Below are 14703 nucleotides of genomic sequence, written 5' to 3' on the forward strand. Positions count from 1 at the left end.
GACGAAGAACCTGGACCTTGGGCCGGCGCTTATCTCCGGCGAAAACTCACAGGCCGTTGTCCTTCAGCACCTGGGCGGCGTTTTCCTTGGTGATCTTCTGCGTCGGCAAGGTGATGGTCTTTTCCACCTTCTCGCCGTTGAGGAACTTGATCGCCTGGCGCAAGCCTTCCGCGCCTGGGGTCACATAGGTGAAGGTCGCCGTCAGCTCGCCCTTGTTCACCATCTGCACGCCTTCGTTGGGCAGGCCGTCGATGCCGATGAACTTGATGTCCTTCTCGCGGCCGACATCCTTGGCGGCCAGATAGGCACCGTAGGCCATCGGGTCGTTGTGGCCGTAGACGAGATCGATCTTCTCGTTGGTCTTCAGCGCGTTGGCCATCAGATTGTAGGCTTGGTCCTGCTTCCAGTCGCCCGACTGCTGGTCGAGCAAATATTTGATGCCCGGTTCCTTGTCGGTGAATTCATGGAAGCCGTCATGGCGGTCATGCGCCGGCTGGGTGCCCATGCCGCCCCAGATCTCGACGACATTGCCCGCTGCCTTGCCCTTGCCGCCGAGCAGTTCGACGGCGTATTCGCCGGCCGCGCGGCCGATCAGCTTGTTGTCGCCGCCGACGAACTGCGTGTAGTCCTTGGTGTCGACATTGCGGTCGAGCACGAAGACCGGGATCTTGGCGTCGATCGCCTGCTGCACGACGCCGGTCAGGCCGGCGGATTCTTTCGGCGAGACCAGCAGCGCGTCGACTTCCTGGCGGATCAGGTTCTCGACGTCGGCGACCTGTTTCTCCGTCTTGTCCTCGCCGTCGGTGATGATCAGCTCGACCTCCGGATGCTTGGCGGCCTCGGCAATGATGTCCTTGTTGAACTGGGCGCGCCAGGGCTCGATGGTGGTCACCTGCGAAAAGCCGATCTTCCACTTCTTGTCCTGGGCGAAGGCATGGGCGGTGGACAGCAGTGCCGTGGTGGTCAGCAATGCCGCGCCGAGTGCGGCAAGCTTCAGCATGTCACGTCGTTTCATTTCTTGTTTCCTCCGAGATTGAGAGACGGTGTCTCTTGCGACGGCCGTTTTGCGGCGGCCGTTTCCTTGTGCGCCGCCCCGGGCAGGCGCAGATGGGCCATGAGATCGCCGGCATTGCGCTCCTGCACGAGCACGGTGCCGATGATGATCATCCCCTTCAGCACCAGCTGAAGGTTCGAATTGATGTTGTGGAGCTGCAATATGTTGGACAGCAGCCCGAAGATCAGCACGCCGCAGAAGGTGCCTATCAGGCTGCCGCGTCCGCCCATCAGGCTGGTGCCGCCGATGACCACGGCCGCGATGGCGTCGAGTTCCAGCCCAGCGCCGGCATCCGGCTTGCCTTGCCGGTACTGCGCCACGTAGAGCACCGCGGCGATTCCGGCGAGCAGGCCTGATATGGCATAGGTGGCGATCTTGACGCGGCCGGCGGCGATGCCGGAGAGCCTGGCCGCCTCCTCGTTGCCGCCGATCGCATAGACATAGCGGCCGAAGGGCGTGAAGCGCAGCACCGCGCCATAGATGACAATGGCGCCGAGGAAGAACAGGCCGGGCATCGGGATGACGCCGAACACCAGCGAGCGCAGCAGCTCGAAATCGGCGGTTGCGTTGGAACCGGTATAGACCGGCAGCACGGCATTGTTCTGGCCGGCGGTGAGCCGGGCGATGCCGAGCGCCGTCACCATCATCGCCAGCGTGACGATGAACGGCTGCAGCCGCCCGCCAACGATGATGAAGCCGTTGATGGCGCCGAACAGCAGGCCGACGCAGGGCGCCACCAGCAGCACGCCGAGAACGCCGAATTTGGGCTCGATCTGCGGCAACAGGTACCACAGCGAAAGACAGCACAGGACGACGCCGACGGTTGCCGGCGTGACCAGCCCGCGAACGGTATCCAGCCTGACATCGCGAACGGCGGCATCCGCGCTGGCGCGGGACTTCTCCACATTGAGGAAGATGAAGCGCGTGACGACGAAGCCGAGGCACAGCGCGACCAGCGCGACGGTCGGCACGCCGAGCACGACACCGGGCGTCACGCCCGGAACCGTCAGCAGCATGGCGCACACCACCGAGCAGATGGCCATCAGCGAACCGACGGAAAGGTCGATGCCGCCGGTGATGATCACCGCGGTCATGCCGGTGGCGATCAGCCCGGTGGTCGACACCTGGCGCAGCACGTCGAGCAGATTGCCGTAGGACAGAAAGATGTTGTTGCCCTTGGAACTCACCGGCGAACCCAGCACGCCGATCAGGAAGATGGCGATCAGGCCCCAGTAGAGCTTGGTGCGGGACAGGAGTTTCAGTGCGGTCATGCGGCGGGTCTCGATAGGGTCCGGCGCGGTGCAGCGAGGCGCATGATGGCCTCCTCGCTCGCCGCGTCGCGCGAAAGGATGCCTGTCTGGCGGCCGTCGGCCATCACCAGGATGCGGTCGGAAAGATGCAGCAATTCCGGCAGCTCGGAGCTGATGACGGCGATGGCCAGGCCATCGCGCGCCAGCCGGAAGATAAGGTCGTAGATTTCGCGCTTGGCGCCGACATCGATGCCGCGCGTCGGCTCGTCGAGCAACAGCACCCTGGGCCTGGTCGCCAGCCACTTGCCGATGACGACCTTCTGCTGGTTGCCGCCCGACAGCGTGCCGGCAGGCTGGTCGATGTCCCGGCAGCGTATGCCGAGCGCCTTGACCGCCTGCCGCGCCAGCCCCTGCTCGCCGGCCAGCGAGCGGATGCCGAAGCGCGCCAGCGCGCCGACCAGCGGCAGCGCCACATTGTCCGATATCGAGGCCTGCAGGTGCAGGCCCTGCGTCTTGCGGTCCTCGGTCACCAGCGCGATGCCGAGGCGTCTTGCATCGCGCGGCGAGCGGATATCCACTGGCTGGCCGTCGAGCCGGATCTCGCCGCCGGCACGGCCATCGCTCGAGCCGAAGATCGCTTCCATGATCTCGGTGCGGCCTGAGCCCAGCAGCCCGCCAATACCGAGGATTTCTCCGGCGGCCAGATCGAAGCTGACGCCGCCGACCACCTGCCGCCAGCCCTGGCGGTCGGGCTTCGACAGCGACAGGTCGCTGACCGAAAGCACGGTCCTGCCGCCGGGATCCCGCTCACCTTGGGAGGATGCGAGCAGGTCCCGTCCGACCATCGCCGAAATGATGGTGTTTTCGTCGAGTTCGGCCATCGGCCGCGTCAGCACATGGCGTCCGTCGCGGAAGACGGTGACGCGACCGGCCAGATGCATCACCTCGTCGATGCGGTGCGAAATGTAGACGATGGCGACGCCGCTATCGGCAAGCTGGCCGATGATGCGGAACAGCCGCTGGCATTCGGCCGGCGACAGGGCCGAGGTCGGCTCGTCCATGATCAGGATGCGCGCCGACATCGACAGCGCCTTGGCGATCTCGACCAGTTGCTGTTCGCCGACGCGCAAGGCGCCGACGCGAGCGTCCGGATCGAGTTCGATGCCGAGCCGCTGCAGCAGGGCGCTTGCCGCGCGGCTGCTCGCCTTGCGGTCGACGATCAGCCCGGCGATCAGCTTTTCACGGCCGAGAAAGATGTTGTCGGCGACGCTGAGTTCCGGCACCAGGTTGAGTTCCTGGTGGATGATGGCGATGCCGGCATCCTCGGCGTCGCGCACGCCGGCGAAGCCGACCGGCCGGCCATCGACGCTGACCGTGCCTTCATAGCCGGTATAGACGCCGGAGAGGATCTTCATCAGCGTCGATTTGCCGGCGCCGTTCTCGCCCATCAGGGCATGGACCTCGCCGCGTCGCAGTTCGAAGCCGACATCGACGAGCGCGGCGATGCCGCCAAAGCTCTTGGAAATGTGCTCGGCGCTCAGAACGATGTCCGGCCGATCCGATGCCGCATTGCGCGTCGAAGAAGGGGAACTGCTCTCTTGCATGACAATGGCGGCCTCCCTTCCGTCGTCGTCAACTCCAGGCAAACGCTAATCTAAACGTTTCGATAGTGTCAAGCCGATATCAGGTGCCAGAAGTTTGATGCATTTCGATTCTTGCTTAAAAAGACCGGATTCCGTAGGTATTGGCGGCAGAGGGGGGACGAAACGTTTCGAAAATGACAGCGTCAGGGCGAAAAAAACAGCGCAAATCGACCGCGCCCACCATGCTTCACGTGGCGGAGGCCGCGCGTGTCTCGGTCGCCACCGTGTCGGCGCTGATCAATGGTACGGCGACCGTCAGCCCGGAACTCAGCCAGCGTATCGAACAGGCAATCCGCGATATCGGCTACAAGCGCAACGCTATCGCCCGGAGCCTGAAGATGGGCACGACCCGCACCATCGGCCTGACCGTCCCGCACATCACCAACCCGTTCTTCACCGCCGTCGTGTCGGTGATCCAGCAGGCCTTCGACCGCGCCGGCTATGCCGTCATGCTGTGCTGCACTGACGAGGATTTGAACACCCAGGACGACCAGATCAGGCTGCTGCTCGACCGCATGGTCGACGGGCTTATCGTGGCCCGCGTCGGTGGCGGCGCGATCCTCGAGCGGATCGTCGTCGACGCCAATGTGCCGGTCGTGTTGCTGGACCGTCTGTGCGAGGGTGTGGACACCGACGCCGTGGTTCTCGACAACCAGCGCGCGGTGTTCGACGCCATCAGCTATCTGATCAATCTCGGCCATCGGCGGATTGGCTACATTACCGGCACCTCGGATATTTCACCCATGCATGACCGGATGACCGGATATTGCGAGGCGCTCCAGGCCGCCGGCTTGCCGGTGGCCGAGGAACTGGTTCGTTCCGGCAATTTCCACGAGATCGACGGCTACAACGCGACCATGCAGCTGCTGTCGCTGCATGAGCGGCCAAGCGCCATCTTCTCGGCCAACAACCCGATGGTGATCGGCACGATGAAGGCGATCCGCGACATCGGCCTGTCCTGTCCGGAGGACATTTCGGTAGCCTGCTTCGACGATTTTCCCTGGTCCGACGTGTTCCAGCCGCAACTGACGACGGTGGCGCAGCCGGTGCAGGCGATCGGCGAACAGGCGGCCAATCTGCTGCTCGACCGTCTCGCCGGCAACAGGGACGCGCCGCCGCGCAAGCTCGTCCTCAAGGGCCGTTTGATGATCCGCAATTCATGCCGCCCGCTGGGGACAGTGGTGCAGAGCGTGAGCGCCTGAGCATGCCGAAAGTGTGAAGCGGTTTCGGGCAATTCCCGGGATTTGATCAGGGCGTGAAGACCCCGGAACACAGTTCCTGCAGCTTCGAAAAGACGCCTTTGCCGCCGGTGATAATCTGTGTCCCTTTCTGCAGCACTGTCTTCGGATCCGCCTTCAGCACAGTGCCGCCGGCCTCCTCGATCAGCAGCATGCCGGCGAGGCAGTCCCAGGGGTTCATGTGTTCTTCCACATAGCCAAGCAGCCGGCCCGAGGCGACATAGGCAAGCATCAGCGCGCCTGACGCGTTGCGGAAGAAGACGCCGCCCTCGGCCAGGATCTTCTTGATCAGCACGGCGATGTTCTCGGCTTCGGCCCGGTTTGAGAAGCCGGTGCCCACCGAGCCCTCTTGCAGGCTGCTGGCCGCACTCGTTTTGATCGGCTTGCCGTTGACGAAGGCGCCGCCGCCCAGCCTTCCGTGGAAGGTCTCGCCGGTCGACGGCTCGTGGATGACGCCGACGATCGTCTCGCCATTTCTTGCGCAAGCGATCACCACGCACCAGGCCGGAATGCCGCGTACGAAATTGGCGGTGCCGTCGATGGGGTCTATGACCCAGGCATGGCCGGTCGAGCCGGCGACCGAGGCGTGCTCTTCGCCGATAATGCCGTCTTGCGGATAGTCGGCGGCGATTGCCGCGCGGATGAACAGCTCGACCTCGCGGTCGGCCTGCGAGACCAGGTCCTGATGGCCTTTGCTCTCGATGGTCAGGCTGTCGAGATCGCGGAAATATTTCAGGCCGAGTTCGCCGGCGCGCCGCGCCAGGTTGATGGCAAACTGCTCGCGTCTATCGAGATCATGGGGCAAGGCAAGGCTCGCTGTGGCGAAGGATACCCGCACTTAGCAGAGCATCGACGTCGGCAAAAGCTCCAGGCCGCCTGTTTCAGGCCGCTTGCGACAACGATCTATGCGCCTCGGCCAAAATCTCGAAGGAACGCACGCGAGCGGCGTGGTCTGATATCTGCGCCGTGACCATCAACTCGTCGGCGCCGGTGCGTCGCACGAACGCATCGATGCCTTGCCGGACTGTTTCCGGTGAGCCGACGACGGCGCAGGACAGCGCCTGGCTGAGCATGGACTTGGCCATCGGGTCGAGATCCCGGTCATAGTTCTCGACCGGGGGCGGCAATTTTCCGGGCCTGCCGGTGCGCAGATTGACGAAGGCCTGCTGCAGCGAGGTAAACAGCAGCCGCGCCTCTGCGTCGGTGGGTGCCGCGAAGACGTTGAGGCCGAGCATGACATGCGGCTTTTCGAGCTGCTCCGACGGCTGGAAGCGCGAGCGGTAGATGTCCAGCGCATGATCGAGTTCCGCCGGCGCGAAATGCGAGGCGAAGGCGTAGGGCAGGCCGAGCATGGCGGCGAGCTGCGCGCCGTAGAGGCTCGACCCGAGAATCCAGATCGGCACCGTCTGGCCCTCGCCGGGCACGGCGCGCACACGCTGGCCTTCCTCGGCCGGCAGGAAATAGCCCATCAGCTCTACGACATCCTGCGGGAAATTGTCGGCGCCAGCCTCGAGATTGCGCCGCAGCGCGCGCGCCGTGTTCATGTCGGTGCCGGGAGCGCGACCGAGGCCAAGGTCGATGCGGCCGGAAAACAGGGCGGCGAGCGTGCCGAATTGCTCGGCGATCACCAGCGGCGCATGGTTGGGCAGCATGATGCCGCCGGCGCCGACACGAATGGTTTTGGTGCCGCCGGCGACATGGGCGATGACGACCGATGTGGCCGCGCTGGCGATCCCCGGCATATTGTGATGTTCGGCCAGCCAGTAGCGCTTGTAGCCAAGCCGCTCGGCGTGGCGGGCGAGATCGAGCGAATTGGCGAGCGATTGCGAGGCATCGCTGCCTTCGACGATCGGCGACAGGTCGAGAACGGAAAGTTCGGTCATATACTGGTCTCCACGATCTTCTTCTCGCGCACCTGGGCGTCGAAGGCCTTGCGGTCGGGAATGGTGATGCCGAGCTGGCCTTCCAGCGTGTCGGCAAGTTCGGCGGCGGTGGCGATCTGCTTCTGCTCGGCGCGGCCATCGACGTGATGGATCGATAGGCGATCGCCGCGCAGCGCATAGCGCCGGTCGGGCGCGGCGCGGGCCGCTATGACGGAGGTGAGGAAATGCGATGCCGGGTTGGTCGACAGGAAGTAATTGGCGACGGAATAGTCCACCTCATAGTGCGGCTGCAGGTCGAAGCGATACAGCGAGCGCCAGTCGCCGCCGATCAAGGCCTGCAGGCGGAAATGATCGCCGGCCTCGATGATGCGGAATGTCTCGTGCGGCGTTTTTTGTTCCCGGCCGGGCTTCAGCAGCAGCGGCGCCGTAAGCGTCAGGCCGCCGAATCCGACGTCGGCGATATAGGTGTGGCCGTCAAGTTCGACGCGCAAAAGCATGTGGCTACGCGCCGTGATGGCGTCCTCGCTCTGACCCCAAAGCACACGCGCGGCAAGGCCGCCGACCTTGAAGCCGAGCGCCTTCAGCGTGTGCATGAAGAGGAGATTGTGCTCGAAGCAATAGCCGCCACGCCCACCAAGGACGATCTTGCCCTGCAGCGAGGCGACATCCAGTCCGACCGGGCGTCCCAGAAACGGATCCATATTCTCGAACGGGATCGCCTGCGGATGCAGGAAATGGAGCGTCTTCAGCGTGTCGAGCGAAGCGTGCCCGGAACCGGCATGGCCGATCCGGGCGAAATAGGCGTCGAGGTCGAAGGGAACGTCGTTCATCGGGAAGGGCACCGGGCACTGATCGGCCGGATATAGGCATTCGATCCCGCCGTCGCAAACCGTGCGCCGGTTATCCGGCTGCCGCGGCGTCCTGCTCGTCGGCTTCGTCCTCAACGACCGCGGTGTGTTGGGCGGCGAGAAAATTGCCGACATGGCTGAGGCTCTCGAAATGATCGCAGAACACCTTGACGACGACCAGCAGCGGCACCGCCATCAGCGCGCCGACGAAGCCCCACAGCCATGACCAGAATGCGATGGCGATGAAGATCGCCACGGCGTTGATCTCGAGCCGCCGCCCGACCACCATCGGCGTCACGAACTGGCCTTCGATGATGTCGCACAAAACCAGGAAAGCAGGCGCCAACAGCGCATAGGCGATCGTGTCGAAGGTGATGAGCGCGATGACGGTGACCAGGACAAGCGTGATCATGGCCCCGACATAGGGCAGGAAATTGAGCAGGGCGGCCGCCGCGCCCCAGACCAACGGATTGGGCATGCCGAGCGCCCACAGGCCGAGGCCGATGACCGTGCCGAGGCCGGTGTTGATGATGGTGACGGTGAGCAGATAGTGCGAGATTTCCCGCTCGACGTCGTAGACGACGCGCAGCGCCCGCTTCTTTTCGGTGAGGCTGGCGAAGGACTGGATGATCTTCTCGTAGAACATTGTGCCCGAGGCGAGCAGGAACAGCGACAGCACGAAGATGATGGTCAGGCTTGTTCCAGCCGACAGGATGTTGCTCGCCGCCGACGAGAAGAAGCCGGACTGCGCTACCGCGACCTTTTGCACACCCGGTTCCTGCGATGTCTCGGTCAGCCCCTCGATCTGGTGCGCGATGTCCATGATCCTCTCGAGCGGCCGTCGCAACTGCGCCAATCGCTCGGTCAGCTGCTGGCCGATGGACGATGTGTTGTTGATGAGATCGATGACAGGCCCACTGAGCACATAGCCTGCACTTGCGAAGACGAAGATGGACACAAGCACCAGAAGCGTCGCCGAAACCACTTCGGGAATGCCGCGCTTGCGCAGCAGCCGCACGATCGGGGTCAGCGTCAGCGCCAGCAGGAAGGCCAGGATGACCGGCATGAAAAAAGCGCGCGCGAAATAGAGCGCATAGACGGTCATGAACAGGAAGATACCGATGAGCAACGAGCGCATGAGACGCGTATCGGCACGCGCCGCCACTCGCGATTCTTCGGCTTCGGCAACGCCTGCGCCCAAAGCGGTGGGTTCGGCCTTCATCGCGATCCCCTCGGCGGGCACATCACAACTGATGCAATCCGCAGACGGAAACGCCAGCGCGGCTTCAAGGTTCCGTTAGCCGGCACTGACGGCGTGGCCGCCTTCGAGCGGCGGCGCCGTCAATATAGCTCAAACCGACGGCTCGGCTGCGAGCGTTCCACGATTACATGCCGTGTAATTGAGTCCGGGCAGGCGGCGGGCCTAGTACGGGAGCAGGCCTTTGCAGCCCAAGGGCTCGCAAGGCCGGCGCGGCGAGGATGTCGCCGGCACGATTACGCCCACCCCTGAAAGAGGACATCACGATGCAAAGATTTACCCTTCAAACAACCGAGTCGGCGCCGGAGAAATCCAGGCCCGCGTTGAAGGCGCTTGAGGAGAAGTTTGGCTTTCTTCCGAACGTCATGGCGACGATGGCCAACAATCCGGTTCTCCTCAACGGTTTCGTCAGCAGCTTCGGCAGTTTCCACGGCGGAAGCTTCGACGAGATCGAAAAGCAGGTGCTGCTGCTGACCAACGCGGTCACCATCAAATGCCCCTGGACCGTCGCCGCGCATTCGACATTCGCCATCGAGGATGGGATTGCGGAAAGCGAAGTCAAGGCGATCCGGGATGGCAGGTTGCCGACGGACCCAAAATATGCGGCACTCTCGGCCCTGACGAGGGCGCTGATCGAAAACAAGGGAAACGTGAGTGACGCGGACATCGATGCGTTTGCTTCGGCGGGCTATTCGAAAGCCCAGATCCTGGAAGTGGTAACCGGCGTCGGCGTCTCCACCATGGCGGCAACCACCACCAACATGGCCGGCACGCCGATCGAAGAGCGCTTCCAGCCGCAGGCATGGTCTCCCGCCGCCGCGATTGCCGCCTGACCCGATCGACGGCGCATGGATCTTCTGGTGCCATGCGCCGTCGCTGCGTGATTGCATCGCGTGTATCGTTCGAGGGACTGCGAGGACAGCGGGCATGAAGACCAACTCCAGAACGGCCATGACACCCGACCTGGGCACGCTCTTGCGTTACTGGCGCGATGTGCGTGGCAGAAGCCAGCTTGATCTATCCCTCGATACGGGCATTTCGCAAAGGCAGATCAGTTTCATCGAAAGCGGACGCAGCGTTCCCGGCCGTGAGACCTTGATGGCGATCGCGGGGGCGCTCGATGTCCCTTTGCGCGAGCGTAATGCCCTGCTTTTGGCGGCGGGCTACGCGCCGATGTTTTCCGAAGGCGCCTGGAACTCCATGGAAATGAAGAGCGTCACCGATGCCCTGACGCGCATCATGCGCCAGCATGAACCCTATCCGGCGCTGGTCATGGACCGGTACTGGAATGTGCTGATGACCAACGAAGCCGCACCGCTCTTCTTCGGCTGTTTCCTCGACATGGCCGCTCGGGAAGGGCCGCGCAACATGCTCCACCTCATATTCGATCCCGAAGGCATGCGCCCGTTCGTCGCCAATTGGCCTGACGTGGCGCGGAGCCTGTTCGAGCGGGTCTATCGCGAATCCATCGGCCGCGTCGTCGACGAAAAGACCAGGGAGTTGCTGGCGGCGCTGCTCGCCTACCCGGACGTGAACAGCGATTGGAAAAATCCGGTGGCGATCGGCTTCATGCCGGTCATTCCGCTTGGCTTCATCAAGGACGGTCGCCGCCTGGACTACTTTTCGATGGTCACCACGGTCGGCACTCCCCAAATCGTCGCCGCCCAGGAACTGCGCATCGAGTGCCTGTTCCCAGCCGACGAGGCGACCGAAATCCATCATGCCGCGATGATGGATGCGGCCGTACACCGGGCAACGCGATAAGCATCCTCATCCAGGGCTCATGGAATGAGGCTCGCGGGCCTCCTTAAGTTCACGCGACAGGCGCCGCCACGGGCGGCGCGGATTTCGCGGTTTCCTTGCGCACGATCGGCGCCACCTTGGTGCCGTAGAGCTCGATCGCCTTCATGATCTTGGCGTGCGGCATGGTGCCGATCGCCATCTGCAGCAGGAAGCGGTCATTACCGAACACCCTGTGCTGGGTCACGATCTTTTCCGCCACCTGCTCCGGATTGCCGACGAACAGCGCGCCGTCGGGACCACGCGACTGGTCGAAATGCGCGCGCGATGTCGGACCCCAGCCGCGCTCACGGCCGATGCGGTTCATCACCTCGGCCTGGGGGCCGTAGAAGTCGTCCGCCGCCTGCTCGGTCGTGTCGGCGATGAAGCCATGCACGTTGATGCTGGTCGCCAACCCCGTCGGATCGCCGCCAGCGCGCTTGGCGGCCTCACGGTAGAGGTCGAACAGCGGCGCGAAGCGTGCCGGTTCGCCGCCGATGATGGCAAGCGCCAGCGGCAGGCCGAGCGCGCCCGCCCGAGCGGCCGATTGCGGCGTTCCGCCAATGGCGATCCAGACCGGCAGCCTGTCCTGGAAGGGCCTGGGATAGATGCCGCGATCGTTGATCGGCGCGCGCAGCCTGCCCGACCAGGTAACCTTCACCTGATCGCGGATGGCCAGCAGCAGGTCGAGCTTTTCGGCGAACAGCTCGTCATAGTCTTCGAGGTTGTAGCCGAACAGCGGGAAGGATTCGATGAACGAACCTCGCCCGGCCATGATCTCGGCGCGGCCGCCCGACAGAAGGTCGAGCGTGGAAAACTGCTGGAAAACGCGCACCGGATCGTCGGAGGACAATACGGTCACCGCACTGGTCAGCTTGATGCGCTTCGAACGCTCCGCCGCCGCGGCCAAAGCCACGACCGGTGCCGAGGCGGCATAGTCCGGCCGGTGGTGTTCGCCGAGGCCGAAGACGTCGAGCCCGACCTGGTCGGCAAGTTCGATCTCCTCGATCAGGTTGCGCAGCCGCTCATGCGGACCGATGGCGCCGGGACCCGGCACAGGGCTCACATCGGCAAAAGTGTAGAGACCGAGTTCCATTTGGATGTCATCCCAATGTGTTGATCGTTGCGCTAGGGTGGGATGATTTCAGCTCTGTTCGACCTGAAATCCGAATCCGACGCTAAATCGAAGAGATAGAGCCTGATGTCGTCCGAAAACCGCTTCCCCCTTTTCGGCATCATGCTCCAGAGGTAGCGACGCGTCCCTCGCGCCGCCAGAGGCTGGCTGGTGAACAGTGCATGTCGATTTCGGCGGAAAATGCGTCTCCCGGGTGCAACATCCCGGAATTTCATGGCTGGCATGCCTTTTTGGCGCTTGAACTCCCGGTTTTCGCGCGTATGTAAGCGTCGCGAATAGACTTCAAGGAAGTGGACTTGGCTATCTACAGGGAAAAAGACATTTTCGAGCGGCGCAATGCCGCGACCGAGGCAAAGAAGGCGCTTCTGGAGCGCTTCAAGTCAAAGCCGGCAGCAGACGATCCCGCAGTGCTGGCACGACAGGCCGAACGCAAGGCGATCCTTGCGGCTCGTGAGATCCGCGAGGCCGAGAAGGCCAAGCTGAAGCAGGAAAAGCTGGCACGCGAGGCGATTGAGAAAGCCGAGCGCGAGGCAGCAGCCGAAGCTGCGCGCATTGCAGCCGAAGAGGCAGCGCAAGCGGATGCCAAGCTTCGGGAAGCTGAAGAGAACGAGCGTATTGCTCGTTTGCTTGCCGATGAAGCCGAGCGCAAGGCAAAGCGCGACGCACGCTATGCGGCACGCAAGCAGCGCACCGGCAGGACACCGCCCGGCTTTACGGGTCGCTAACAGCGCACTCGCCTCGATGGATGATGAATAAGGGACGCGCCAAGGCGCGGCCCTTTTTCGCGTTTATCGGTGTTGCCCACGGGAAGCCTCCCTGCATCCAGGGATGTCGATTCATGGATGTCAGCTCGATCGATAGCGTCAGCCGGTGGACAGGCCGTTCAGGCCGCGAATTTCAGCCCCATGATACCGCAGACGATCAACGCGATGCAGCCGAGCCTGATCGCCGTCGCGGGCTCGCCCAGCAGCCAGACGCCGAGCAGCGCCGTGCCGACGGTGCCGATACCGGTCCACACCGCATAGGCGGTGCCGACAGGCAGCGTCTTCAGTGCCAGGCCAAGCAAGGTCAAGCTGACGATCATCGACGCGACCGTGAGCACGGTCGGAACAAGCCTGGTGAAGCCGTCGGTGTATTTGAGCCCGATCGCCCAGCCGATTTCGAACAGGCCGGCGAAGAACAGAAGAATCCATGGCATCGGAACGCTCCATCCAGAACACCCGGCCGAAAGGTCTTCGGATGCTCAATCAAACAATGGGCGGGCCGTCCCAACCGGATTTCGGGAAATGCGAGGTCGTCCCCGCATCGTCGATATAGGGTGTCTGAACGCCCAATCAACAATTCGCCGGCGGTATGTCGGACGCCGCCGGTGAAATCCATGCACGCTCTGCGATATCTACTTTTCCTTGATCCTCGTCGCCTTGACCGGCGGCGCCTTCAGGGCCGGAGCGGCTACAGGCTTCTTGGCGTCTTTCTTTGGTTTGCGGGCTTCCTTGCCTGCCTTCATCGCACCTTTAGCCATGATTCGTTCCTCCAGTTGCGGGAAACGGAGTGAAACAAGACAAACGCCAGACTGCAAGAGGCGAGTGCCTGCTGCCGGCGCCGGCAGGCCGCTTTCAACCGGTTTCTAATTTGCTCGTAAACCCCGGCAGTCCATGCCATGCTTGTCTTCGCACTGCAGCATCGACCCGTGCACCGCCGGGTGATCGTCAGGCAGGCCCGTCAGGACGACAATGCGGATCCATATCGGCTGCGAGATGAGCTTCGACTTTCCGCAGGAAACGCCGCTCATCTCAATGCTCAATGTCCACTATTCCCGCGCCTCCGATCTTGAGCGCCCGGATTTCCTGACCTCCAACCCGCCAGTGCCGATTGAGAGTTATCGCGACAGTTTCGGCAACTGGTGCAACCGGCTCGTCGCCCCGCCCGGGCGTTTCACTTTCGGTACGGATGCGGTGATCCGCGACTCCGGCACGTTCGAGATGGGCGAGTTGATGGCGTGGCAGCATGAGGTGCGCGACCTGCCGGCTGAAACGCTGCTGTTCCTGCTGCCCAGCCGGTTTTGCGAAAGCGACCTCTTGGCAAGCGAGGCATGGCGGCTGTTCGGCCATATGCCATCAGGCATCCCGCGCGTGCAGGCGGTGTGCGATTTCGTCCACAACCACATCGTCTTCGACTACGGCAACGCACGGGTGACGCGCACCGCCGCGGAAGCCTGGCGCGAACGGAGCGGCGTGTGCCGCGATTTCGCGCATCTTGCCGTCACGTTTTGCCGGGCACTCAATATCCCGACGCGCTACTGCACAGGCTACATCAGCGACATCGGCATGCCGAAGCCTTGGGCGAGCATGGATTTCTGCGCCTGGATGGAGGTTTATCTCGGCGGCCGCTGGCACGCTTTCGATCCGCGCAACAACGCGCCACGCATCGGCCGCATCCTGATCGCCTCCGGCCGCGACGCGGCGGATGTGCCGCTAACCCATATCTTCGGGCCAGGGTTGCTTGCGGGCTTCAAAGTGTGGACCGACGAGATCCAGGAATAGCCGGCCTTCCCGTCAGCAGGTTTCGAACACATTGAACGACCCGACGATTGGCGCGTTGTGATGGCTGTGCAA

15 protein-coding genes are annotated in these 14703 nt (G+C 63.3%); 5 read left to right on the top strand and 10 right to left on the bottom strand.

Going from position 1 to position 14703, the window contains the following annotated elements:
* Nucleotides 1-46: 46 nt before the first annotated feature.
* Genes LB571_RS22060 through LB571_RS22070 form a run of 3 tightly spaced genes read right to left on the bottom strand, consistent with a single transcriptional unit; the run spans nt 47 to nt 3908 of the window.
* The gene (locus LB571_RS22060; RefSeq protein ID WP_224597922.1) at nt 47-1015 is read right to left on the bottom strand and encodes a substrate-binding domain-containing protein; all 969 of its coding nucleotides are present in this window, start codon (nt 1013-1015) and stop codon (nt 47-49) included.
* Nucleotides 1012-2325 (bottom strand): ABC transporter permease, encoded by a 1314-nt coding sequence (locus LB571_RS22065; RefSeq protein WP_224597925.1) that lies wholly within the window; start codon nt 2323-2325, stop codon nt 1012-1014. The genes LB571_RS22060 and LB571_RS22065 overlap by 4 nt, the downstream gene beginning before the upstream one ends.
* Nucleotides 2322-3908 (bottom strand): sugar ABC transporter ATP-binding protein, encoded by a 1587-nt coding sequence (locus LB571_RS22070; RefSeq protein ID WP_224597928.1) that lies wholly within the window; start codon nt 3906-3908, stop codon nt 2322-2324. The genes LB571_RS22065 and LB571_RS22070 overlap by 4 nt, the downstream gene beginning before the upstream one ends.
* 221 nt (nt 3909-4129) lie before the next feature.
* Between LB571_RS22070 and LB571_RS22075 the strand changes: the two genes are divergently transcribed.
* Nucleotides 4130-5149, top strand: a complete 1020-nt coding sequence (locus LB571_RS22075) for a LacI family DNA-binding transcriptional regulator (protein WP_015314450.1) — start codon at nt 4130-4132, stop codon at nt 5147-5149.
* A gap of 46 nt (nt 5150-5195) precedes the next feature.
* Here the strand turns inward: LB571_RS22075 and LB571_RS22080 are convergent, their stop codons facing one another.
* From LB571_RS22080 to LB571_RS22095, 4 genes are all read right to left on the bottom strand, one after another.
* The gene (locus LB571_RS22080) at nt 5196-5990 is read right to left on the bottom strand and encodes an inositol monophosphatase family protein (RefSeq protein WP_224597930.1); all 795 of its coding nucleotides are present in this window, start codon (nt 5988-5990) and stop codon (nt 5196-5198) included.
* Between the two features lie 76 nt (nt 5991-6066).
* Nucleotides 6067-7068, bottom strand: coding sequence for an LLM class flavin-dependent oxidoreductase (locus LB571_RS22085; RefSeq protein ID WP_224597933.1), 1002 nt, complete (start codon nt 7066-7068; stop codon nt 6067-6069).
* The gene (locus LB571_RS22090; protein ID WP_224597936.1) at nt 7065-7898 is read right to left on the bottom strand and encodes an arylamine N-acetyltransferase family protein; all 834 of its coding nucleotides are present in this window, start codon (nt 7896-7898) and stop codon (nt 7065-7067) included. The genes LB571_RS22085 and LB571_RS22090 overlap by 4 nt, the downstream gene beginning before the upstream one ends.
* Before the next feature lie 70 nt (nt 7899-7968).
* Entirely contained in the window at nt 7969-9138 is a 1170-nt protein-coding gene (locus tag LB571_RS22095; RefSeq protein WP_015314446.1) for an AI-2E family transporter, read from the bottom strand.
* Between the two features lie 302 nt (nt 9139-9440).
* On the opposite strand from LB571_RS22095, the gene LB571_RS22100 reads away from it, so the two are divergent.
* Nucleotides 9441-10007, top strand: a complete 567-nt coding sequence (locus tag LB571_RS22100; protein ID WP_140789958.1) for a carboxymuconolactone decarboxylase family protein — start codon at nt 9441-9443, stop codon at nt 10005-10007.
* A gap of 94 nt (nt 10008-10101) precedes the next feature.
* Nucleotides 10102-10938 carry a helix-turn-helix domain-containing protein gene (locus LB571_RS22105; protein ID WP_224597939.1) on the top strand — a complete coding sequence of 279 codons (837 nt, stop codon included), beginning with the start codon at nt 10102-10104 and terminating at the stop codon, nt 10936-10938.
* Nucleotides 10939-10987: 49 nt separating this feature from the next.
* Here LB571_RS22105 and LB571_RS22110 read toward each other — a convergent pair whose 3' ends face one another.
* Nucleotides 10988-12049, bottom strand: a complete 1062-nt coding sequence (locus LB571_RS22110) for an LLM class flavin-dependent oxidoreductase (RefSeq protein WP_224597942.1) — start codon at nt 12047-12049, stop codon at nt 10988-10990.
* Between the two features lie 335 nt (nt 12050-12384).
* Between LB571_RS22110 and LB571_RS22115 the strand changes: the two genes are divergently transcribed.
* A complete protein-coding gene (locus LB571_RS22115; protein WP_015314444.1) occupies nt 12385-12813 on the top strand; it encodes a DUF6481 family protein in 429 nt (142 codons plus the stop codon).
* 158 nt (nt 12814-12971) lie between these two features.
* Here the strand turns inward: LB571_RS22115 and sugE are convergent, their stop codons facing one another.
* Together sugE and LB571_RS28820 are read right to left on the bottom strand one after the other, a co-directional pair.
* Nucleotides 12972-13286 carry a quaternary ammonium compound efflux SMR transporter SugE gene (sugE, locus tag LB571_RS22120; RefSeq protein WP_015314443.1) on the bottom strand — a complete coding sequence of 105 codons (315 nt, stop codon included), beginning with the start codon at nt 13284-13286 and terminating at the stop codon, nt 12972-12974.
* Nucleotides 13287-13484: 198 nt separating this feature from the next.
* Entirely contained in the window at nt 13485-13610 is a 126-nt protein-coding gene (locus tag LB571_RS28820) for a hypothetical protein (RefSeq protein ID WP_015314442.1), read from the bottom strand.
* 211 nt (nt 13611-13821) lie between these two features.
* Here LB571_RS28820 and LB571_RS22125 point away from each other — a divergent pair, with 211 nt between their 5' ends.
* Nucleotides 13822-14631 (top strand): transglutaminase-like domain-containing protein, encoded by an 810-nt coding sequence (locus LB571_RS22125; protein ID WP_015314441.1) that lies wholly within the window; start codon nt 13822-13824, stop codon nt 14629-14631.
* Nucleotides 14632-14703: the final 72 nt, after the last annotated feature.

Source organism: Mesorhizobium sp. BR1-1-4 (genome assembly GCF_020165375.1).
Classification (GTDB): Bacteria; Pseudomonadota; Alphaproteobacteria; order Rhizobiales; family Rhizobiaceae; genus Mesorhizobium; species Mesorhizobium australicum.